We start from the raw sequence: 21974 nt of genomic DNA on the forward strand, positions 1-21974 counted from the left end.
GTTCCTGCGCACGGCGATGTTGCCGTCCGTGCCGTGCACGACCAGGTCCGCCTTGCCGTCACCGGTGATGTCGGCGAAGTACAGCCGCCCCATGTCGCTGCCGTCCACGAAACGGCCCCAACCGGCGCTCCAGTGCGTACCGCCGTCGAAGTACGTGCCCATGTTCCTGCGCACGGCGATGTTCCCGTCCGTACCGTGCACGACCAGGTCCGCCTTGCCGTCACCGGTGATGTCGGCGAAGTACAGCCGCCCCATGTCCTTGCCGTCCACGAAACGGCCCCAACCGGTGCTCCACACCCGGCCGGCGTCGAAGCGGGCGCCGAGGTTGCGGTGGACGACGACGTCGCCGTTGGTGTGCTGGACGACGAGGTCGTCCTTGCCGTCGCCGTCGACGTCGGCGGGGGCGATCCGGTCGCGGTTGCGGACCTCCTTGATCCAGCCCCCGAGATCGTCGACGCGGGAGTCGACGGCACCGGTGCGGACCTCCGAGGCGGGGGCGCCGTAGCAGCCTCCCTGCCAGGACCGGCTGTGCAGGGCGACCAGTTCGACCCCGCCGTCCTTCTGGCGGAGCGCGGGGCCGCCGGTGTCGCCCATGCAGACGGACACGCCGTCCTGCCCCGTGAGGGAGACGGTGGTGGCATCCACCGCGTCGACCCGGAAGTCGCCGGTGTGGAGGCGGTCGGGGACCCAGGAGGTCTTCGTCCGGCCGAAGCCGGCGCCGGTCAGGGTCTCGCCCGCGACCGCGGCGGAGGCGGCCGGGGCGATCGGGGTGACACCGGTGACGGGGCGGGCGAGACGGGCCAGGGCGACGTCCCGGTCCGTGCGCGGTACGACCTCGACGACGTCGACGGTCTGACCGCCGAGCGTCGCGGTGGTCTTCGCGGCGGGCCGGCCCGCGGGGACGGTGGAGCCCGGGGTGTCGGTGAAGCAGCTGGCGGCGGTGAGCAGCCACTGCTGGTGGACCAGGACGCCGGAGCAGCCGCGCGCGGCCGTGGTGGCGGCGTCCCCGCCCATGCGCAGCTGCGCGGTGAAGGCGTGGGCTCCGTCCGCCGCGGGCGTCCCGCTCACGGCGTGGGCGGCGGGCGCCGCGGTCAGCAGTCCGGCGGCGACGGCGCAGACGAGGGCGACGGCCGTCCCGCGGGGGCGTCTGGTCCTGAACGGTGTACCGAGCACGTGTGTGCGGTCCTCACGTGAGGGGCCCGCCACCCGCCCGGCCCCGAGGGGCGGGCGGCGGTCGGCGCCGCGCCGGGCAGCGGCCGTCGCCCCGGGCGGTGACGAGCGCTGACGGGCAGAAAGAAGATCAACTCGCGTTGACACCGGAATATCGCACAGGGACGCCCCGAACTCCGCGCGAGATGGTTCGGTTGCAGCACTTTTGCGCCTACGTTGGCCGGAAGTTTTCGGGCCCCTGGGCGGTGCCCGTGCCGCCCGGAGCCTCCGGCGGTGCGGCTCGTTAGGATTCCGGGCCTCCACCCTGCTGTTCCTCGCCCCCTGTTCGCGCCCCTCGGGAGGACACGTGTCCCCGACCCCGCCCCCCTCCTCACCTCCGCCTTCGTCCCCGTCCCCGTCCCCGTCCCCGACAGCCGGCGTGCTCACCCGGATGGCCGATCTCGTACGCGCGATGCCGGCCGAGCGGGGCGGCGCCCTGTGGCGGCTCGCCACGGCGGACCGGCAGCTCGACGCGAACGTGGTGCGACTCGCCCCGGGCGCGGGCGTCGCCGTCCACGTGGAACCGGACCTCGACGTCCTGGTGTTCGTGGTGAACGGCCACGGCGAGCTGTCGACCGGGGACGGGGCCGAACCGCTGGAGACCGGGTGCGTGATCTGGCTGCCGCGCGGCTCCCGCCGCGGCCTGTCCGCCGGACCGCACGGACTCGACTACCTCACCGTGCACCGCCGTCGCCCCGGCATGACGATCGGTCGCGCGGCGGGTGCGGAGCGGACGGGCGGTGAGCCGGCCTGCCTGCTGGACCGGGTGTGCCCGGAGTGCGGACGGCTGGCGCCCGAGGGGGCCGACGTGCGGTTCTGCGGCCGGTGCGGGCACCGGCTCCCCGAGGGCTGACCGCGACGGCCACGGCGTGCGCGGCGGCGGCCGCCAGCAGCGCGCCCGGCGGGGAGACGGACGCGAGCGGTCCCGCCACGGCCGCGCCGCACGCGAAGCCGGTGATCTTGAGGCTGGCGCCGGTCGTCTGGATCTGGCCGCGCAGTCCGTCCGGCGACTCCCGGTGGCGGAGCGCGAGCAGGGCCGTCAGCTGCGGCCCCTCCCCCGCGCCGACCAGGAGCACGGCCCCCACCACGACGGCGGGGTGCCCCCCGGCCGCGCCGGCGGCGCCCGCCGCCAGGACGAGCAGGGCGGCTGCCTGGACGAGGGTCGCCCCGCGGAAGACGGCCTCCGGGCCGGGCGGGCGGCGCGTACGGGCCAGCGCGGCGTTGGCGGCGAGGGCCGCGCCGGCGGCCCCGGCGAGGAGCAGCGCCCCCTGACCGGGTCCGCCGAGGTACCGCGCGCCCAGCAGGGGCGCGCAGGCGACGAGGACGCCCTGCCCCGCGCAGGACAGCACGGACGCGGCGGTCACCCGGCCCAGCACCCGACTCCGGACGAGCGCGCGGCACCCCTCGGCGACGCCCGCGGCCACCCCGGCGACACCCCGCACCGGCCGGCTCGGCACGCGCTGCGGCACCCCCTGTGGCGCGACGTCCCGGCGCGGTACCGGAGCGCAGCCCCCGCGCGGTACCGGCGCGCCGTCCCGGTCCCGTGACGTGCCGGAGAGGGGTGCGCCCGCGCCGGGTGGGAGCGTCCACGCCAGGGGGGCGACCGCGCCGATCAGGGCGGCCGCGGCCACCACCCCCGCTGGGGCGCCGTACAGGGCGGCGGCGCCGCCCGCCAGGGCCGGGCCGGCAAGGGCCGCCGCGTGGAAGGTCATCGCGTCGAGGGCGGTGGCCCGCGGCAGCGCGGCCGGGCCCGCGACGTGGGGCAGCTGCGCGGTCCAGCCGCCCGACAGCGCCGGGGCGAGGAGTCCCGAGGCGGCCGCGACCAGCAGCGGCACGGCGTACGGCGTGCGCCCGAGGCACAGCAGCACCGCGACGAGGGTGGCCGCGTACCCGGCGAGCGCCCCCGCCAGCAGCCGGCCCGGCCGTGGCGAGCGGTCCAGGAGCGCCCCGACGACCGGGCCGCCGAGCGCCGCTGCCGCCGTGCCCGCGGCGAGCAGGGCGGAGGCGCGGGCGGACGAGCCGGTCGCCGCGAGTCCGGCGAGCAGCAACGCGGGGCCTGCCGCCTCGTCGCCCGTGCGGGCGAGGGCGGCGCCGACGGTGTACCGGGCCAGGGAGGGACGGTTCTTCACGCCCGGCACGGTACGGGGGTAACGGAAAACCGCGCCAGATGCGTTACATTCGCCGGGTGTCCGCTCCCGACGGCCGGTCGACCCGGCATTCCGTGCACGCCGTCGCCCGCCGCACCGAGGCCCTCGTGAACGCGCTCACCGGAGGCGGCCCGGACGGCCCGGCACCGGAGGAGGTGGCCCGGCTGCTGCGCGAGCACGGCGAGAGCGAGCCGCTGACCGTGGGCCCCGGCGACGTGGCGGAGCTGCGGACGGCCGCGCTGGCCCTGCGGGAGGTCTTCGCTGCCACCGGTACGGACACGGCCGCCGCGGCCCTGAACCGGCTCCTCGCGCGCGGGACCGGCCCGCTGCGGCTCACCTCGCACGGCGGCGACAGCCCGTGGCACCCGCACCTCGACCGGGCGGACGACGCCCCCTGGGGGGAGTGGTTCCTCGCGTCGTCGTGCCTGTGCCTGACGGTCCTGCTGTGGGAGCGGCAGCGACCGCCGGGCGGGCTGTGCGCCGCGCCGGGCTGCGGCGCCGTCTACGTCACCCTCGGCAGCGGCGTACCGCGCCGCTACTGCTCGCGGCGGTGCGCGACCCGCGAGCGGGTGGCCGCCCACCGGCGGGCCAGGGCCCTCCCGGGCGGGGGGCCGGGCGGCGCCGACCGCTGCTGACCGGAGCCGCCCGTCAGCGCTTCACGGCGCGCAGGACCACGAACTTCGGGTCGCTGCCGACCACCTCGCAGTCGCCGAAGAGGCGGCGCAGCGTCAGGTGATGGCCGAGGTGGCGGTTGGCGACGACGCGGAGCTCCCCGCCCGGGCGCAGGGCGCGGCGGGCGGCGGTGAACATGCGGCGCGCGGCGGCGTCGCTGACCGCCTGGTGGCTGTGGAAGGGCGGGTTGTTCAGGACCACGTCGACCGAGCCGTCCGGGACGTCGGCCGTCGCGTCACCGACCGCGAAGCGCGCCTCCACCCCGGCCGGCGCGGAGGCCCGGAAGGTCTCCTCGGCGGAGGCGACCGCCTGGTACGACTCGTCGGTGAGGACCACCTCGGCGCCCGGGGCGGCGACGGCGACGGCGAGACCCACCACACCGTTGCCGCACCCCAGGTCCAGGACGCGGCGGCCGTCGAGACCGTCCGGCAGGTGCCGCAGGAAGAGGCGGGTGCCGATGTCCAGCCGGTCCGCGCAGAAGACGCCGGCGTGGTTGACGACGGTCAGTCCGGCCACCGTCGCGGCGTCCTTCGGCAGCCCGTACCGCAGCGGCCACGGGTTGGCCGGCCGCTCCAGGTCCGGGTCGGGGGCGCTGTGGACGAGCCGGGCCTTCCGCACCGCGAGGGAGGTGCGCGTCGGGCCGACGAGCTGCTCGAAGAGCCGCAGGGTCGAGGTGTGGATCTCCTTGACCATGCCGGTGCCGACGACGACCGTCCCCGCGTGCAGCGCCGGCGCGAGCCGGTGCAACTGGTCCTCCAGCAGGGCCAGGCTCTTCGGGACGCGGACCAGGAGCACGTCGACGCGGTCCGGTGGCGCGTCCTGCGTGGTGAGCAGGCGCACCGCGCCGCCCTCGGCGTGCCCGGCCCGGGCGAGGTTGGCGCGGGTGGCCTCGCGGCCGAGGTACGAGTCGGTGATCTGGACCAGCTCGTCGGGGCCCGGGTGGCCGGCCAGGGCGGTGACGAGGGCTCCCCACCGGTCGCCGACGACGGCCACGCGGCCGGTGAGGACGGGGGCGTCCGGAGCGGCGAGGTGCCGCAGCAGGTACTCGTCGGCGGCGTCCCAGGCGCGCAGCGGATCGCGGGTGTGCTCGGGGAAGCGGGTGAGCGCGTACTCGCCCCATGACGTGGTCAGACGGTTCATCGTGGGTTCAGGCTAGCCGGTCCCCGGGCGGCGTCCCGCACGGCGCCGGGACGGACCGCGCCGCACGGTCCGGGGCCGGGGCCGGTCGTGGGCCGCACCGCAGGGGCCGGGGCCGGGCCGCACCGCAGGGGCCGGGTCACCGCGCCGGGGCCGGCCGCCGGGGTGGCCGCGGGGCCGCGGCACGCTGGCCGGACCGCGGCGTCCGCCCGGACCCGCCGTCCTACCGCGGGGCCAGGGACATCCAGCGGTCGGGGTCGGCCAGCGGCTCGAAGCCGAGCTTGGCGTAGAGACCGTGCGCGTCCTCGGTGGCGAGCAGGACGCGCGTGAGGCCGTACGGGGCGAGGTGGTCGCGGACCGCCCCCACGAGGCCGCTGCCCAGGCCGTCACCGCGGGCGGCGGGGTGGACGTACACGTCGCAGAGCCAGGCGAAGGTCGCGAGGTCGGTGACGACGCGGGCGTACGCGGCCTGGGCACCCGTCTCGCCGTCGTACGCGCCGAAGTTCAGCGATCCGTCGATGGCGCGGTCCTGCTTCCCACGCTCGCGGCCCCGCGCCCAGTACGCGTCGGTGGAGAGCCAGCGGTGCACCAGAGCGCGGTCGAGTCGGGCAGGGTCGGTCGAGATCTCGTACCTGCCGAAAGTGATCGTCTCGTTCATGGTCGAACGTTCGCAGGGAGGGGGCTTGTTGTCAGTGGCGGGTGCCACGATCGGGGCATGAACGCGACCGCCGCCGACTACCGCTGGCTCGACGACCACTGCCCGGAGCTGATCGAGGCCTACTGCGTCACGCTGGTCCACGCCGTGGCGCCGCGGGAGGTCCTGGGCCGGCTCGGCGCCCGCCCGGAGGGCCGGGTCACCGGCGTGCGCGCACTGGTCGACGCGGGGCGGGAAGCGTGGCGGGCCTCCGGTGGCGACCGGCACTTCCTCGCGGTGGCCCCCGTCGACGGCTGGAGCGTGGTGATCGAGCCCAACGGCTACCTGGGCAGCCTGCACGAGACGGCGGCCGAGCTGTCGCGGGGCACGGAGCTCGTGACCCACTTCCGGAACGTGAACGCGGTGGACCAGTTCAGTCGGTACGTGGACGGCGCGCTGCGGCTGCGCGTCGAGCCCCTGTCCCCGCACACCCGGGAGGGCGCCGATCCGGGCGGGGTGACCGCCCTGCTGCGGGACGTCGGGTTCGACCCGCGGCGGGACGGCGCGGACATCGGCACGGCGACGGAGGCGGCGTTCGCCCTGGCGGAGCGGCTGACCGGGGTGCGGCTGACACCGGAGGTGCTGGACGCGGCGGAGTGGCTCAGCGGGTCGGCGCCGGCCTTCTGATCCGGCCCCGGCCGCCCTCGGGTCCGCCCCCCGGCCGCCTTCGGGTGACGCGGACCACACATGCGGACGTAGACTCCCACATACGGACATCCAGTGCGAGGAGGGCACTCCCGATGGAAGCAACCGTGGGCGACCAGCTGCTGGTGCACGGCCGGGTGGTCGGGCAGCACGACCGCAAGGCCGAGATCCTTGAGGTCCTGGGCGACGGGGGCCACCCGCCGTACCGGGTCCGCTTCGACGACGGGCACGAGGCCGTCATGTCCCCCGGCCCCGACTCCGTCGTGCGCCACCGGGACCCGTTCGACAAGCCCCTGGGCCCCTGACGAGCCCCCGGCCCCCGATCCCCCGATTCCGAGCCGCGGCGGGTCCCGCCGCGGCTCACCGGCCCGGCGGGCGCACCTGGGTCGGGTAGTGGTCGGCCACGACCCTGGCCATCGCCCCGATCCGGTCCGTGACCACGTCCCGGGCACCGAAGAACGCGTGGCCCAGCACGTGGTCGCACTCGTGCGCGAGGCTGAGGTGCCGGGAGAGCTCGGCCGGGTCCTGCCACGGCGCGGGCGCCGCCGGATCGCCGGCGCGGTACAGGGCCTCCCCCACGTACAGGTGGACCCCCGTACCGCGGACGACCTCGTTCCACCAGGGCAGCAGCTTGGCGTAGTCGGCGGCGGCGAAGCCGATGTGCCAGTACAGCTGCGGGGCGACGTAGTCGATCCACCGCTCCTTGACCCACTTGCGGGTGTCGGCGTGCAGGTCGTCGTAGGTCTGCAGGCCACGGGAGTCGGAGCCGAGCGGGTCGGTCGTGGCGTTGCGCCAGATCCCGAAGGGGCTGATGCCGAACCGCACACCGGGTCTGGTCTGCGCGATGCGCTCGGACATCTCGCGGACGAGGCGGTCGATGCCGTCCCGCCGCCACGCCGCCCGGTCCGGGAAGCCGCCGCCGTACGCCGCGAAGGCCGCGTCGTCGTCGAAGACCTGCCCGGCGAGCGGGTACGGGTAGAAGTAGTCGTCGAAGTGGACGGCGTCGACGGCGTAGCGGCGGACGGCGTCCAGCATGGCGTCCTCGACGAAGCGCCGGACCTCGGGCAGACCGGGGTTGTAGTACAGCTTGCCGCCGTACGTGACCACCCAGTCGGGGTTGCGGCGCGCCGGGTGCCACGACGCGAGGCGCGTGGGGTCGGCGTGCGTGGCGACGCGGTACGGGTTGAACCACGCGTGCAGCTCCAGGCCGCGCCGGTGGGCCTCCTCGACGGCCGTGCCCAGCGGGTCCCAGCCGGGGTCCTTGCCCTGGGTGCCGGTGAGGCACTGGGCCCACGGCTCGTACGACGAGGGCCACAGGGCGTCGGCGCTCGGCCGGACCTGGAGGATCACGGCGTTCAACCGCCGCTCGACGGCGCGGTCGAGCAGGGCGAGGAGTTCCGCGCGCTGCTCGGCCGGGGTCAGCCCGGGCCGGGAGGGCCAGTCGCGGTTGGTGACGGTCGCCACCCACATGCCGCGGAACTCCTCCGTCCGCCTGCCTCGCGGGTCCCGCCGGGACTTGCCGTCCCGACCGTGCCCTCCGCGCCCGCCGTCCCCGTCGTGCCGCCGCTGCCCGAAGGCGCCGGAGACGCCGGTGGCATCGCCCGACACCAGCAGGGATGCCAGCAGTCCGGTCGCCGCCGCGACCACCCCGCGCCGCCCGACGCCGCCGCCCGTGTGCCTCATGCTGCCGCCCCAGTCGTTCCTCGTCCGCCGACACCGTGATCGTTTCGGCCGTTTTGCACCTTGAGTACTCTATGCGCCCGAACCGGGTGCTCCGGACGGTCCGGCTCCCGCGTGGAGGATGCCCGGCCCGGGAGGTCGACGACCCTCGCGCACGGAGTAACGTCGTGGGGTCGAGGCGGGAGTGCCGGAACCATACGGCCGCCGCCACCCGAAGATCATCGAAAGGCACGAGGTGACGGACTCCATGGCCGACATTGCACGCGTGGGAGTGGTGGGCTGCGGCCAGATGGGCGCGGGCATCGCGGAAGTGTGTGCCCGCAGCGGCCTCGAGGTGAAGGTGGCCGAGACCACCGGCGAGGCCCTGGAGATCGGCCGTACCCGGCTGTACAACTCGCTCGGCAAGGCGGCCCAGCGCGGCAAGATCAGCGAGGCGGAGCGAGACGCGACGCTCGCCCGGCTGAGCTTCACGACCGACCTCGGGGAGTTCGCCGACCGCGACCTCGTCATCGAGGCCGTCGTGGAGAACGAGCAGGTCAAGACGGAGATCTTCCAGGTCCTCGACCAGGTCGTGACGCGTCAGGACGCCATCCTGGCCTCCAACACCTCCTCCATCCCGCTGGTGAAGCTGGCCGTCGCGACCTCCCGCCCCGACCAGGTCATCGGCATCCACTTCTTCAACCCCGCCCCCGTGCAGCAGCTCGTCGAGCTGATTCCGGCGCTCACCACCTCCGAGGGCACCATCAGCCGGGCCCAGGCGCTGGTCGAGAAGGTGCTCGGCAAGCACGCGATCCGTGCCCAGGACCGGTCCGGCTTCGTGGTGAACGCGCTGCTGATCCCGTACCTGCTGTCGGCCATCCGGATGTTCGAGTCGGGCATCGCCAGCCGCGAGGACATCGACAACGGCATGGAGATGGGCTGCGCCCACCCGATGGGCCCGCTGAAGCTCTCCGACCTGATCGGCCTGGACACCGTCGCCTCGGTCGCCGACTCGATGTACGCCGAGTACAAGGAGCCGCTGTACGCCGCGCCGCCGCTGCTCCAGCGGATGGTGGACGCCGGCCGCCTGGGCCGCAAGACGGGCTCGGGCTTCTACCCCTACGCCTGACACCGCACGGGAACGGGGGCCGGACCGGACGCCGCGGCCCCCGCCCCCACCACCCCGGCCGGACCGGACACCCCGGTCCCCGCCCGCAGCACCGCTCAGCCGAGCCGCAGGTGATGCAGCATCAGCAGACCGGCCGCCATGTTCGCGGCCGGGATCTCGCCGCGCGCGACGAGGTCGGGGACGAGCTTGAGCGGTATCCACTCGCGGCGGGTGGACTCGAACCCGTCCTGCGGCTCACCGGTGTACGTGGCCTCCTCCGACCAGTACAGGTGGTGGCGCGCGTCGGTGAGCCCGTTGGACGGTTCGACGCTCAGCAGGTGCCGCAGCGGACCGGGGCGCCAGCCGGTCTCCTCCTCCATCTCACGGGCCGCGGCCGCCTCGACGTCCTCCCCGTCCTCGACGACGCCGGCGGCCAGCTCCCAGCCCCAGGTGTCGGTGATGAAGCGGTGCCGCCACAGCAGCAGCACCTCGTTGGCCTCGTTGACCGCGGTGGCCGCCGCGACCGGCCGCAGCCGGATGAGGAAGTGGTCGAGGTGCCGTCCGTCCGGGAGGGCGACATCGGCCAGGTTCACCTTGAACCAGCGGTTCTCGTACACGGTCGTCTCACTCAAGTTGGTCCACCGCACTGCTCTGCCACCTTCCGACGTGTAGGTCGTGTAGGGGGCAATATCGCAGCAGGCGCCCGGTCAGAGCGGAACGCGCAATGCCGCCTCGATGAGATCCGCCGCCTCTTCGGCGTCACCCGAACCACTGGCCACCAGGTGCCCGCGCACCTCACGCAGACGGTCCCTGAGCCGCTGTGACTCCATTCCCCGCACCCCCTCGGCCATCTCGACCGCCGTCCGCGCCGCCCCGTCCGCCTCTCCCTGCCGCAGCTGGATCTGGCTGAGAATCGCCAGCCGGTGCACCCGGCCGCGGTCGTGCGTCGGCGTCCGCACCGCGGCCGCCGCGTTCTCCCGCGCCCCGACGAGGTCCCCCAGACGCAGCAGCGCCTCCGCGGCCCGCACGTTGACCAGACCGGGCTGGACGTACCCCGTCTCGTCCGGCTCGCGCCCCGGGCTGATCCGTTCCGCCTCCGCCTCGGCGCGGTGGATGCACCGCAGCGCCGCCGTCGCGTCACCGAGGTGCGCGTACGCCTTCGCCTGCATCGCGTACAGGTCGGCGGCGAGCGCAGGGGTGATCTCCCGCCGGGCCGCCCGCAGCGCCGCCTCCGCGAACGCCACCGCCTGCCGGTGCTCCCCCATGAACAGCGCCTGGTTGACGAGGAGCGCGATCACGTAGGCGCCCAGTCCGCGGTCGCCGCTCGCCTTGGCCAGTCGCAGTGCCTGGTGGAAGTAGCGCTGGGCGAGCCCGAGGGCGTCGGAGTCGTACGCGCAGATGCCCGCCACCGCGACGAGCCCGCCCGCGGCCCGGTGCAGTTGGCGGCCCACCGCGTCGCCGTACGCGCCGCGCAGCAGGGGGGCGGCCTCCGCGTTGAGGAAGCCGACGATCCGCGAACGGGTCGCGATGCCACCGGCCCTGCGGTACATCAGCTCGTAGTGCGCCCGCGCGGCGCGCAGGGTCTCGATGTCACCCGTCCCGACCCGCGTCCGGCCGCCGCGCGACACGTCGGCGTCCTCGGGGGGGTTCTCCCACTCCCAGACGGGCATCACCGCGGGCGTCCCGGTCACCGCCGCCACGCCCATCAGGTGCGGGCGGTTCTGCTCGTCCGACCGCCACAGGGCCGTCGCGCGCTCCACGAACCCCGAGAGCGGCGTCCCGTGCGGCACCGCGGTGTCCCCCGGCACGCCGAGCCCGATGTCGTCGAGGGCGACCGGGCGGCGCAGCCGCGCGCCGAGCACCTCGCAGATCAGGTCCGGCACCTGGCCGCGCGGCCGTTGGCCCTTCAACCAGCGGGCGACGGCGGTGTGTTCGTACCGCAGCGCCAGTCCGCGCACGCGACCCGCCTGGTTGACGTGGGCCGCGAGGCCCGCGTGGGACATCCCCGCTTCGTCGAGCAGGGCGTCGAGCAGCGTGTTGGGCAGGGTGTTGGGCTGCATGTGCGCCTCCGGTGCCGTGTCTCCGCCGGGCCAGGCGCGGTGGTGCCCGGTTCGCACGGGGTGTGAATGAAGTGTCCGTATCCGTGCCCCACGCGCTCTGTCGGCATGCGCGGGGTCCCGGTTGACTTGGTGCCTCCCAGGAGACGGCCGGGCCGCCGGCTCCCCCCTCGTACAGTGCGGCGGCCCGTTCGCCCGCCACCCGTCACGCCGGTCCGCCCGACGCGCCTGGGAGCTCCCCGGGGACGTGCTCCCCGGGGAGGGGCGGGTGGCGCCGGCCGCACCGTCCGTGTCCAGCCGCTATCGGGAGGACGGTGCGGTCCGGGCGGGCCGCGGGCCGCCCCGGTCGGTCTGCCCCGGGACCCGGGCGCACGGCGCAGCCGCCGGGACCCGGTCGTCCCGCACGACGACGAACGCCACGTCGTCGGTGAGGCGTCCCCCGGTGTGCGCCAGCAGCGCCGTGCGCACGTGGTGGATGACGTCCGCGGGTGACCGCGGCGGTCCGGCGACGTCGGCCAGTACGGCGTCCAGCGGGAAGAACCGCCCGGCGGCGTCGCGGGCCTCCTCGGCGCCGTCGGTGTGGAGGAACAGCGCCTCGCCGGGCAGCAGCCGCGCGCACCGTCGGACCGGCAGCGTGTCCGGCAGGGGGAACGCGCCGAGCGGCGGCAGCGGCTCCCCGGCGGCGAGCGGCTCCGCCCCGTCGCCGATCCGGTAGGGCCAGGGGTGGCCGCAGTTGAGGACCAGGACGTCGCCGTTGGGGTGGAGATCGAGCAGCAGCACCGTGACGAACTCCTCCGCCGACGGGCTCCCGGCGGCCCCGAGCACCCCCTCGTCGCGCACCCGCTCCCCCACGTACCGCTGGAGTGCCCGCTCCAGCCGCCGCAGGAGGCCGCCGAGGCCGGGCTCCTCGTGTGCCGCCTCGCGGAAGCTGCCGAGGACGGCGGCGACGGCACCGAGCGCGGCCAGCCCGTGGCCGCGTACGTCACCGATGATCACGCGCACGCCGTACGGGGTGGCCACCGCCTCGTACAGGTCGCCGCCGACGGCCGCTCCGGGTACGGCGGGCAGCTGGACCCCGGCGACGGAGAGGCCGTCGAGGCGGTGCGGCAGCGGCCGCAGCAGCACCTGCTGGGCGGCCTCGGCGACGGCGTGGATCTGCCGCAGCTCGCGCCGCAGCCGCTGGAAGGCGCCGAGGGCCAGGGCGACGCCGACGACGCAGAAGACGGCGCTGGTGACGAGCCGGGTGGGCGTGTCGGCCCGCCGGGCCAGCGGGCTGGCCATCTCCCAGACGAGGGCGACGGCGGCCCAGAGCACCGGCGGTGCGAGGGGGGCGAGCGGTGCGCGTCCGCGAGCCCGGGGTCGCCGGGACCACCAACGGATCATGCGGACCGCCCTTCTTCAGGCCCCTTGTCGCGGTCGGGACGATTCTGTCGATCGTCCCGGCTCGCGGGGAACGTCACCAGGGTTCTCACCCGAATGAGTGAGCAACCGTGCGCGCGCCCCAGAACCAGGGGGCGGACGCGCCGGGAGGGGCGCACCCGGTGGTCCGGGTGCGCCCCTCCGTGGGGGTGACGGTCGATCGCGTCAGGCGCCGCGCAGCACCGCGCCGGTGCGCTCGGCGGCGAGCGCCACCGCGGCGTCACGGGCGGCGGACGCCTCGTCGACGGTGAGCGTGCGGTCACCGGCGCGGAACCGCAGCGCGTACGCGAGGGACTTGCGGCCCTCGCCGATCTGCTCGCCGGTGAACGTGTCGAACAGCCGGAGGGACTCCAGCAGCTCGCCCGCGCCCTCGCGCAGCGCCCGCTCGACCTCCGCGGCCGGCACGGACGCGTCGACGACCAGGGCGACGTCCTGCGTGGCCACCGGGAAGGCCGAGATCCGGGGCGCCCGCACGGGGCCCGCGGAGGCCCGCTCGACGAGGTCGAGGTCGAGCTCCATGGCGCAGGTGCGGGCGGGCAGCCCGAGCGCCTTGACGACCCGCGGGTGCAGCTCGCCCGCGTGGCCGACGGTCCGCTCGGCGCCGTCCACGACGACGACCAGCTCGGCGCACCGGCCCGGGTGCCACGGCCCGTACTGGCCTTGGCGGACGACGAGCTCGGCGCCGGCCTCGCGGGCGACGGTCCGGGCGGCCTCGACCGCGTCGGCCCAGTCGGACGGGCGGCCCGCGCCCCACCAGCCGGCCTGCTCGCGCGCCCCGGCGAGGACCACGGCGGCGTGCCGCGGCTGCTCGGGCAGGACGGCGTCGACGCCGGCGATCTCCGCGTCGGTCGGGCGGCGGTCGACGGGCAGCCGCACCGCGACGCCGGGCTCCGCCGGGAGGCGGAAGACGAGGCCGGTCTCGAAGAGGGCCAGGTCGTGGCTGCCGCGGCCGTCGTTGCGGCGCAGCGCGGCGAGGAGGCCGGGGAGCAGCGTGGTGCGCAGCACCGGTTCCTCGTCGGAGAGCGGGTTGACGAGCCGGACCACCGCGCGGCCGGGGTCGTCGGCCGGGATGTCGAGCTGGTCGAGGACCTGCTCCCCGATGAACGGGTAGTTCAGCGCCTCGACGTACCCGGCCCCCGCGAGGGCGCGGCCCACGCGGCGGTGGGTGCGCTGGCGCTCGGTGAGCCCGCGTCCGGCCGGCGGCCGGGGCAGCGTGGAGGGGAGGTTCTCGTACCCCTCCAGCCGGATGACCTCCTCGGCGAGGTCGTTGGGCTCGTTCAGGTCGGGGCGCCAGGACGGGACGGTGACGACGAGCTCGTCCTGCCCGTAGACGTCGCAGCCGACCTCCTGGAGGCGGCGCACGACGGTCTCCCGGCCGTAGGCGACGCCCGCGACGCGGTCGGGGTGGTCGGCGCGCATGGCGACCGTCCGGGGGGCGCTCGGCGCGATGACCTCGGTGACGCCGGCCTCGGCGGTGCCGCCCGCGAGGAGGACCAGCAGGTCGACGGTGCGCTGCGCGGCGGCGGCCGCGGCCTGCGGGTCGACGCCGCGCTCGAACCGCTTCGACGCCTCGGAGGAGAGCTTGTGGCGGCGGGCGGTGCGGGCGACGGAGATCGCGTCGAAGTGCGCGGCCTCGATGACGACCTCGGTGGTGCCGCGGACCTGGCCCGTCTCCGGGTCGGTCTGGGCGTCGGCGATCTCGGTGTTGGCGCCGCCCATGACGCCCGCGATGCCGATGGGGCCGCGGTCGTCGGTGATGACGAGGTCGGCCGGGTCGAGGGCGCGGACCGTGCCGTCGAGGGTGGTGATCTTCTCACCGGGCTCGGCGCGGCGCACGCCGATCGCGCCCTCGAGGCGGGCGCGGTCGTAGGCGTGCAGCGGCTGGCCCAGTTCGAGCATCACGTAGTTGGTGACGTCGACGGCGAGGGAGATCGGGCGCATCCCGGCCTTCTGGAGGCGGCGCCGGAGCCAGATCGGGGAGCGGGCCTCCGGGTCCAGGCCGACGACGGTGCGCGCGGTGAAGCGGGAGCAGCCGATCGGGTCGGAGACCTGGACGGGGTGGCCGTAGGAGTTCGGCGCGGGCACGTCGAGGAGCGCCGGGTCGCGCAGCGGCAGGCCGTACGCGGTGGCGGTCTCGCGGGCGACGCCGCGCATCGACAGGCAGTAGCCGCGGTCGGGCGTGACGGCGATGTCGAGGACCTCGTCGTACAGCTCGAGCAGGGCGGTCGCGTCGGTGCCGACCTCGTGCTCCGGCGGCAGCACGATGATGCCGTGCGTGCCGTCGTCGCCCATGCCGAGCTCGTCGCCGGAGCAGATCATGCCGCGGGAGACGCGGCCGTAGGTCTTGCGCTCGGCGATGCGGAAGTCGCCGGGCAGGACGGCGCCGGGGAGGGCGACGACGACCTTGTCGCCCTCGGCGAAGTTCCGGGCGCCGCAGATGATCTCCTGCGGCTCGCCCGTGCCGTTGGCCGGGCCGACGTCGACGGTGCAGAAGCGGATCGGCTTCTTGAACTCGGTGAGCTCCTCGATGGTGAGGACCTTGCCCACCACCAGCGGGCCCGTCAGGCCGGCGCCGAGCCGCTCGACGGTCTCGACCTCCAGCCCGGCGGACACCAGCTTGGCCTGTACGTCACGGCCGGTCTCCGACGCCGGCAGGTCGACGTACTCCCGCAGCCACGAAAGCGGGACCCGCATCAGATCTCCATCCCGAACGGCCGGGTGAACCGGACGTCACCCTCGACCATGTCTCGCATGTCTTCCACGTTGTGCCGGAACATCAGCATCCGCTCGATGCCGAACCCGAAGGCGAACCCGCTGTACCGCTCCGGGTCGACACCGCAGGCGACGAGCACCTTCGGGTTGACCATGCCGCAGCCGCCCAGCTCGATCCAGCCCTCGCTGCCGCAGGTGCGGCAGGGCCGGTCGGCGTCGCCGACGGACTCGCCGCGGCAGACGTAGCAGAGCATGTCCATCTCGGCGGACGGCTCGGTGAACGGGAAGAAGTTCGGCCGCAGCCGGGTCTTCATGTCCGGGCCGAAAAGCGCCTGGACCATGTGGTCGAGGGTGCCCTTGAGGTCGGCCATGGTGAGGCCCTCGTCCACGGCGAGCAGCTCGATCTGGTGGAAGACCGGGGTGTGCGTGGCGTCCAGCTCGTCGGTGCGGTAGACGCGGCCGGGGCAGACGACGTACACGGGCGGCTCGCGGTCGACGAGCGTGCGCGCCTGCACCGGGGAGGTGTGGGTGCGCAGCACGATGCCGGACTCGTCGCCCCTCGTGCCCTCGGGGCCCTGGACGAAGAAGGTGTCCTGCATCTGGCGGGCCGGGTGGTCCGGGACGAAGTTCAGGGCGTCGAAGTTGAACCACTCCGCCTCGACCTCGGGGCCCTCGGCCACCTCGTAGCCCATGGAGACGAAGACGTCGGCGACGCGCTCCATGAGGGTGGTCAGCGGGTGCCGGGCGCCGGCCGGGGTGCGGTCGTGGGGGAGGGTGACGTCCACCGCCTCCTCGACCAGCACACGGGCGTCGCGCTCGGCCTCCAGCTCGGCCTGGCGGGCGGCGAGGGCCTTGGAGACGGCGCCGCGCGCCTGGCCGACGCGCTTGCCGGCCTCGGCCTTGGCCTGCGGGGGCAGAGCGCCGATCTCGCGGTTGGCGAGGGCGAGGGGCGAGGTGCCGCCGGTGTGGGCGACCTTCGCGTGGGCGAGCTCCTCGAGGTCGCCCGCGGCCGCGAAGGCGGCGAGCGCCTCGTCCCGCATGCGCTCGATCTCTTCCGGTTTCAGTGCCTCGACCTCGACTGGGTCATACGACTTGTTGGGTGCGGACATCTCTTCCCGTGCTTCCGAATGGGCTGGCTGGAGCCCCCGCTCGACGACCGAGGACGCAAAGGTGCCAAAGGACGAGTCTAACGGGGCGGGGCGGACCCGGATGAGTCCGCCCGGGGTGGCGCCGGATGCGGGCCGGCGGGTCAGAAGCCCTGGGTCAGGTAGGCCGGGGCCGCCACGGGCAGGGTGAAGCGGAACTCCGCGCCCCCGGCGGGGCCGCGGCCGACGGTGATGGTGCCCCCGTGGGCCTCGACGATCCCCTTGACGATGTACAGGCCGAGGCCCGTGCCACCGCGGGTGCTGCCCCGCCAGAAGCGGGTGAAGACCCGGCCCATCGACTCCTCGGGGATGCCGGGTCCTTCGTCGCTCACGGTGACCGCCGTTCCTTTCTCGTCGTCCTGCGGGCCGGTGGGGGCCACCTCGATGGTGACGGTTCCCTCGCCGTGCCGCACCGCGTTTTCCAGCAGGTTGGACAGGACCTGGTCGACCTTGTCGGGGTCGGCCCACAGGTCGGGCAGCGGGCCGAGGACGCGGACGGAGAAGCGGTCGGGTGCCTGGCCGCGCGCGGTGTGCGCCTGGAGGTGGCGGTCGACGGCGGCGGCGATGTCGACGGGCTGGCGGCGCAGTTCCAGGCGCCCGGAGTCGATGCGGGAGATGTCGAGCAGCTCGGTGATCAGGCGCGTGACGCGGTTGGCGTCGGCGTCGACCGTCTCCAGCATCAGCCGCTTCTGGTCGTCGGTGAACCGCTCCCACTTGGCGAGGAGCGTGGCCGTGAAGCCCTTGACGGAGGTGAGCGGCGAGCGCAGCTCGTGCGCGACCGTGGCGATCAGCTCGGCGTGGCTGCGCTCGGTCCGGCGCCGCGCCTCGGTGCCGCGCAGGGTGACCACCACGCGGTCCACGGGGCCGAGGGGCCGGTCCCGTACGTACCGGGCGGCGACGAGCACCTCGCGGCCGCCGGGCAGGAGGAGGTTGCGCTCGGGCTGGCCGGTGCGCGTGGCGAGGCCGCCGTACGGGTCGGTCAGCGCCCACCAGCGCCGGCCCTTGAGGTCCTCCAGCGGGAGGGCCTCCTCCAGGGGGCGGCCGAGCGCCCGGTCGCGGGGGACGGCGGTGATCCGCGCGGCCTGCGCGTTGAAGCAGACGACCCGGCCGCGCGCGTCCGCGACGACGAGCCCGTCGGGCAGGTCGTCGGGGTCGTACCCGGGGACGCCGTGGTGGGCCGCCGGGCGCGTTAAGGCGCCGCGGTCCTCCGCGTGGCTGCTCGTGCCGAGCGTCATCCCCGTACCCCACCCCTCAGTGCTGCGCGACGGGCCCCCGAGCCCGTCACCCTACTAGCTCGGGGTGACGGAGCGGCACCCTCCCGCAGCACGCTGCGCACGGGCGGAGGCGTAGAGGCATACGGCGGCGGCGGTCGCCAGGTTCAGGCTCTCGGCCTTGCCGTGGATGGGGACGCGGACGACGGCGTCGGCGAGGGCGCGGGTCTCCTCGGGCAGGCCCCACGCCTCGTTGCCGAAGATCCAGGCCGTGGGGCCGCCCATGGTCCCGGCGTCGAGCTCGGCGTCGAGGTCGTCCTCGCCGGCCCCGTCGGCGGCGAGAATCCGCACCCCGGCCTCCTGCAGCCCGGCGACGGCCTGCCGGACGGGGACGCCGACGGCGACGGGCAGGTGGAAGAGGGAGCCCACCGAGGCGCGCACGGACTTGGGGTTGTACAGGTCGACGGAGGCGTCGGTGAGGACGACGGCGTCGGCGCCGGCCGCGTCGGCGCAGCGCAGCACGGTGCCGGCGTTGCCGGGGTCGCGCACGTGGGCGAGGACGGCGACCAGCCGGGGGCGGGCGCGCAGGACGTCCTCGAACGGCGAGTCGAGGAAGCGGCACACGCCGACGATGCCCTGGGGGGTGACCGTCTGGGAGACCTCGGCGAGGACGGTGTCGGGGGCGAGGTGGACGCGGGCGCCGGCGGCGTGGGCGGCCTCGACGATGCCGGCGTACCGGGTGGCGGCCTCGGGGGTGGCGAACAGCTCGACGAGGGTCGGCTCGCCGTCGGGCCCGCGGTGGGCGACGGCCTCGCGGACGGCCTGCGGCCCCTCGGCGATGAACCGGCGGTCCTTGCCCCGGAAGTTCCGCTTGGCGAGTCGCCTCGCGGCGGCGACGCGCGGGGAACGCGAGGAGATCAGCTCGGGGGTGCCCATGGTGCTCGGCGACTCTTTCTGGCGGCGGACGGGGGTCGGGGGCGGCGTGGCGGACGGGGTCCGGCGGGCCGGGGGCGGTGCGGTGGACGGCGAACGCACCGGACCCGCAGGCGCTCACGGCGCCTGCGGGTCCGGTGGGAAGTACGCGGCCTGGGCGATCAGGCGGCGGCCTTCGGGGCGTTGACGTCGCTCGGGAGCGCCTTCTGGGCGGCCTCGACGAGGGCGGCGAACGCACCCGCGTCGTTGACCGCGAGCTCGGCGAGGATCTTGCGGTCCACCTCGATGTTGGCGGCCTTCAGACCCTGGATGAAGCGGTTGTACGTGATGCCGTTGGCGCGGGCAGCGGCGTTGATGCGCTGGATCCACAGCTGACGGAAGTCGCCCTTGCGCTTCTTGCGGTCGTTGTAGTTGTAGACCAGCGAGTGGGTGACCTGCTCCTTGGCCTTGCGGTACAGGCGGGAGCGCTGGCCGCGGTAACCGCTGGCCTGCTCGAGGATCGCACGGCGCTTCTTGTGAGCGTTGACTGCGCGCTTGACGCGTGCCACTTGTTGACTCCTTGTAGCGGGGCCGTGGGGGGTTCACACGGCCCGGAAACGAATGGGTCCCGGTATCGGGGGCTTGATCAGACGATCGGGGTCAGATGCCCAGCATCTTCTTGATCTTGGCGCTGTCACCCGGGGCCATCTCGGCGTTGCCAGTGAGGCGGCGCGTCAGCTTGGACGACTTGTGCTCGAGCAGGTGGCGCTTGCCGGCGCGCTCGCGGAGCACCTTGCCCGAGCCGGTGATCTTGAAGCGCTTCTTGGCACCGCTGTGCGTCTTGTTCTTCGGCATAGCGCCGTTATCTCCTCGTCAGTGGCGCTCCCAGCCGGTCCGGGGACCGGCGCTCGGGAGCGTCAGTTGGATCGTTGCGAGTCCTGGGCGGTGTTGCCCCGGACACGGCCTTGTGGGCTACTCGGCGGACTGCTCCGCGTCGGCGGGCTGCTCCGCCTCGGCGGTCTCGTCCGCCTGGGCGGGCTGGCCCTGGCGCTCCGCCTTGCGGGCGGCCTGCGCCTCGCGGGCTTCGGCCATGGCCTCGGTCTTCTTCTTGTGCGGACCGAGAACCATGATCATGTTGCGGCCGTCCTGCTTCGGGTTCGACTCGACGAAACCGAGGTCCTGGACGTCCTCCGCGAGCCGCTGCAGCAGCCGGAAGCCGAGCTCCGGCCGGGACTGCTCGCGACCACGGAACATGATCGTGATCTTGACCTTGTCACCCTGCTTGAGGAACCGGACGACGTGACCCTTCTTGGTGTCGTAGTCGTGCGGGTCGATCTTCGGCCGGAGCTTCATCTCCTTGATGACCGTGTGCGCCTGGTTCTTGCGCGCCTCACGGGCCTTCATGGCCGACTCGTACTTGAACTTCCCGTAGTCCATGAGCTTGCAGACCGGCGGACGGGCGGTCGCCGCGACCTCGACGAGATCGAGGTCGTACTCCTGTGCAAGCTCCAGGGCCTTGGCAAGCGGAACAATCCCGACCTGCTCGCCGCTGGGACCGACAAGTCGCACCTCGGGAACGCGAATCCGGTCGTTGATGCGGGGCTCGGCGCTGATGGATCCTCCTCGGTAGCACCACGCGACCGCCTGGCGGACGGACGCGTAACGTCTGTTGTGTGACCAACCGCGCCGGCGCATGAAAAACGCCCCGGACGGGACACAGGCGGGGCTCCTTGTCATACCGGAGCACCGACACGGCGTACCGCGGGGCGCACATCGGGCGGGTTCCATCGTCCGTACGGAACGATGGGCACCGCCTGACCGGTGACCCGCCACCCTGAGGGCAGCCAGGTGGGAGAGCGGAGCCTCCACTTGTGGGCCGGAGCTCATTGGTTCCGGCCGGTCGTCACACCAGGCTACCAGCTGCCCGGGGGTGGGCCCAACCGGGCGGGCGGCGTCCGCCCCGGCGGGGACCGCCTATCGTGTGGGTCATGAGTGACGCCACGCCCAGCCCGTCCCAGCCCGACTTCGACGCCCTGACCCGCGACATCGCGGAGGTCCCGGCGGTCGAGGTGATCGTCACGGTCGCCGTCAACCTGATGAGCGCCGCAGCGGTGAAGCTCGGGCTGACCGAGGAGGGCGAGGCGCACAAGGACCTCGACGAGGCCCGCAAGCTCGTCCACGCCCTGGCGGGCCTCCTGGACGCGGGCGCGACCGAGATCAGCTCCTTCCACGCGGCGCCGCTGCGGGACGGGCTGAAGTCCCTGCAGCTGGCGTTCCGCGAGGCGTCGCTGGTGCCGGACGAGCCGGGCCAGGGCCCGGGCGAGAAGTACACCGGCCCGGTCTACGGCTGAGGCGGCGGGCGGCGTCCGCGCCGCCCCTCCCCCGGCCTGCGGCCCGGGCCCCCGGTCCCGGATCCCCGGTACCCGACCACCGGTGCCTGATCCCCGGTCCCCGGCCCGCAGCCCCTTGCCCCCTGCCCCGGGGGCTATCCCCGTTCGTAGAAGGGCTCGCCCGGCGTGGCGGCCCCGGCCGGCAGCAGTGCCAGGTCGAGGCCCCGCACCAGGCGGGCCCTCAGTGTCTCGTCGGCCGCCATGGCCGTCGCGACCCGGCGGGCCGCCTCCGCGGGAGCGGCGTCCGGGGCCAGGACCAGGGCGAGGGTGCCGTCCGCGTCCCCGCCCCGGCCGAGGTGGGCGCGCAGGACGGCGGGCTCGGCGGCGAGGAGCGCCCGCACGGCGGCCGTCACTGCCGGGTCGGCGAGCGGATCGGTGCTCGTGCGGCCCTCGGCGGCGGCGAGCAGCGTCCGGCCGGTCAGCTGGAACGGCACGGGCCCCGCCATGTCGAGCACGAGCGTGTCGGCCTTCTCGTGGGCGAGCGCCTGGAGCGCCTGGTGCAGCGGTACGGCGACGGGCCGGGCGGTCGGGTCCCAGCGGGCCAGCGCCTCGGTGGACGTGAACGCGGGCAGCGCGCGGCGGTCGCCCGCGGTGAGCGTCGGCACGGCCATGTCGCTGGTCTTCTCGCGGCGCAGCCCGTTCTCGTCCACCTCGACCTCGCCGAGCACCGCGACGACCGGGACGAGGAGGCGGGCCCCCTGGAGGGCTTCCAGGACGCGCGGTTCGGCCGCGCGGTCCTCGGCCCAGGCGGCGAGCGCCTCGGCGAGCCGGGGATCGGCGGAGCCGTCGTCGTCGGAGAAACCGGGATCGGGGATGTTCTTGAGCGCCACGCCGCCGAGCCTATCCGGGCGGGCGGC

21 protein-coding genes and 1 pseudogene are annotated in these 21974 nt (G+C 74.9%); 6 read left to right on the forward strand and 16 right to left on the reverse strand.

Translation table 11 applies throughout. The features are described from left to right. A partial coding sequence (locus tag ACF053_RS23895; RefSeq protein WP_391955819.1) for a trypsin-like serine protease occupies positions 1–1173 on the reverse strand: 1173 nt, incomplete at its 3' end. 427 nt (positions 1174–1600) lie between these two features. Here ACF053_RS23895 and ACF053_RS30255 point away from each other — a divergent pair. Next, on the forward strand, positions 1601–2062 hold the full coding sequence (locus ACF053_RS30255) for a hypothetical protein (RefSeq protein ID WP_449336541.1): 462 nt from the start codon (positions 1601–1603) through the stop codon (positions 2060–2062). Positions 2063–2204: 142 nt separating this feature from the next. On the opposite strand, the pseudogene ACF053_RS23900 reads toward ACF053_RS30255, so the two are convergent. Beyond that, positions 2205–3347, reverse strand: a pseudogene (locus ACF053_RS23900) (MFS transporter); the annotation flags it as partial. A 29-nt stretch (positions 3348–3376) separates the two neighbouring features. Here ACF053_RS23900 and ACF053_RS23905 point away from each other — a divergent pair. After that, positions 3377–3991, forward strand: coding sequence for a CGNR zinc finger domain-containing protein (locus ACF053_RS23905; protein WP_391955821.1), 615 nt, complete (start codon positions 3377–3379; stop codon positions 3989–3991). A 13-nt stretch (positions 3992–4004) separates the two neighbouring features. On the opposite strand, the gene ACF053_RS23910 is transcribed toward ACF053_RS23905, so the two are convergent. Continuing rightward, complete coding sequence (locus tag ACF053_RS23910) at positions 4005–5168, reverse strand: methyltransferase (protein WP_391955822.1); 1164 nt, start codon at positions 5166–5168, stop codon at positions 4005–4007. A gap of 220 nt (positions 5169–5388) precedes the next feature. After that, positions 5389–5823 (reverse strand): GNAT family N-acetyltransferase, encoded by a 435-nt coding sequence (locus ACF053_RS23915; protein ID WP_391955823.1) that lies wholly within the window; start codon positions 5821–5823, stop codon positions 5389–5391. A 57-nt stretch (positions 5824–5880) separates the two neighbouring features. On the opposite strand from ACF053_RS23915, the gene ACF053_RS23920 reads away from it, so the two are divergent. Together ACF053_RS23920 and ACF053_RS23925 are read left to right on the forward strand one after the other, a co-directional pair. Next, positions 5881–6486, forward strand: coding sequence for a DUF6461 domain-containing protein (locus ACF053_RS23920; protein WP_391955824.1), 606 nt, complete (start codon positions 5881–5883; stop codon positions 6484–6486). 113 nt (positions 6487–6599) lie between these two features. Next, on the forward strand, positions 6600–6809 hold the full coding sequence (locus tag ACF053_RS23925; RefSeq protein ID WP_058944934.1) for a DUF1918 domain-containing protein: 210 nt from the start codon (positions 6600–6602) through the stop codon (positions 6807–6809). A 55-nt stretch (positions 6810–6864) separates the two neighbouring features. On the opposite strand, the gene ACF053_RS23930 is transcribed toward ACF053_RS23925, so the two are convergent. After that, positions 6865–8187, reverse strand: a complete 1323-nt coding sequence (locus ACF053_RS23930; protein ID WP_391955825.1) for a glycoside hydrolase family 10 protein — start codon at positions 8185–8187, stop codon at positions 6865–6867. 244 nt (positions 8188–8431) lie between these two features. Here ACF053_RS23930 and ACF053_RS23935 point away from each other — a divergent pair, with 244 nt between their 5' ends. Further along, positions 8432–9292, forward strand: a complete 861-nt coding sequence (locus ACF053_RS23935; protein ID WP_391955826.1) for a 3-hydroxybutyryl-CoA dehydrogenase — start codon at positions 8432–8434, stop codon at positions 9290–9292. Between the two features lie 95 nt (positions 9293–9387). On the opposite strand, the gene ACF053_RS23940 is transcribed toward ACF053_RS23935, so the two are convergent. The 10 genes from ACF053_RS23940 to infC all read right to left on the reverse strand — a co-directional run bounded on the left by ACF053_RS23940 (position 9388) and on the right by infC (position 20422). Further along, complete coding sequence (locus ACF053_RS23940) at positions 9388–9918, reverse strand: NUDIX domain-containing protein (RefSeq protein ID WP_391955827.1); 531 nt, start codon at positions 9916–9918, stop codon at positions 9388–9390. A 60-nt stretch (positions 9919–9978) separates the two neighbouring features. Continuing rightward, a complete protein-coding gene (locus ACF053_RS23945) occupies positions 9979–11331 on the reverse strand; it encodes a transcriptional regulator (RefSeq protein ID WP_391955828.1) in 1353 nt (450 codons plus the stop codon). Positions 11332–11628: 297 nt separating this feature from the next. Next, the gene (locus ACF053_RS23950; protein ID WP_391955829.1) at positions 11629–12711 is read right to left on the reverse strand and encodes a PP2C family protein-serine/threonine phosphatase; all 1083 of its coding nucleotides are present in this window, start codon (positions 12709–12711) and stop codon (positions 11629–11631) included. A 201-nt stretch (positions 12712–12912) separates the two neighbouring features. Further along, complete coding sequence (gene pheT / locus ACF053_RS23955) at positions 12913–15441, reverse strand: phenylalanine--tRNA ligase subunit beta (RefSeq protein ID WP_391955830.1); 2529 nt, start codon at positions 15439–15441, stop codon at positions 12913–12915. Next, a complete protein-coding gene (gene pheS / locus ACF053_RS23960) occupies positions 15441–16568 on the reverse strand; it encodes a phenylalanine--tRNA ligase subunit alpha (protein WP_391955831.1) in 1128 nt (375 codons plus the stop codon). The genes pheT and pheS overlap by 1 nt, the downstream gene beginning before the upstream one ends. Positions 16569–16708: 140 nt before the next feature. After that, a complete protein-coding gene (locus ACF053_RS23965; protein ID WP_391955832.1) occupies positions 16709–17839 on the reverse strand; it encodes a sensor histidine kinase in 1131 nt (376 codons plus the stop codon). Positions 17840–17893: 54 nt separating this feature from the next. Continuing rightward, on the reverse strand, positions 17894–18751 hold the full coding sequence (locus ACF053_RS23970; RefSeq protein WP_058944938.1) for a TrmH family RNA methyltransferase: 858 nt from the start codon (positions 18749–18751) through the stop codon (positions 17894–17896). A 158-nt stretch (positions 18752–18909) separates the two neighbouring features. Further along, positions 18910–19296 (reverse strand): 50S ribosomal protein L20, encoded by a 387-nt coding sequence (gene rplT / locus ACF053_RS23975; RefSeq protein ID WP_058944927.1) that lies wholly within the window; start codon positions 19294–19296, stop codon positions 18910–18912. A 91-nt stretch (positions 19297–19387) separates the two neighbouring features. After that, positions 19388–19582 (reverse strand): 50S ribosomal protein L35, encoded by a 195-nt coding sequence (gene rpmI / locus ACF053_RS23980; RefSeq protein WP_010476245.1) that lies wholly within the window; start codon positions 19580–19582, stop codon positions 19388–19390. A gap of 117 nt (positions 19583–19699) precedes the next feature. Beyond that, entirely contained in the window at positions 19700–20422 is a 723-nt protein-coding gene (infC, locus tag ACF053_RS23985) for a translation initiation factor IF-3 (RefSeq protein ID WP_391955833.1), read from the reverse strand. A gap of 293 nt (positions 20423–20715) precedes the next feature. Between infC and ACF053_RS23990 the strand changes: the two genes are divergently transcribed. Then, positions 20716–21078 (forward strand): DUF1844 domain-containing protein, encoded by a 363-nt coding sequence (locus ACF053_RS23990; RefSeq protein WP_058944937.1) that lies wholly within the window; start codon positions 20716–20718, stop codon positions 21076–21078. A gap of 134 nt (positions 21079–21212) precedes the next feature. On the opposite strand, the gene ACF053_RS23995 is transcribed toward ACF053_RS23990, so the two are convergent. Next, positions 21213–21947 carry an SseB family protein gene (locus tag ACF053_RS23995; RefSeq protein WP_391955834.1) on the reverse strand — a complete coding sequence of 245 codons (735 nt, stop codon included), beginning with the start codon at positions 21945–21947 and terminating at the stop codon, positions 21213–21215. Positions 21948–21974 lie beyond the last annotated feature (27 nt).

The sequence above is a fragment of the Streptomyces kanasensis genome (assembly GCF_043077165.1).
GTDB lineage: Bacteria > Actinomycetota > Actinomycetes > Streptomycetales > Streptomycetaceae > Streptomyces > Streptomyces changanensis.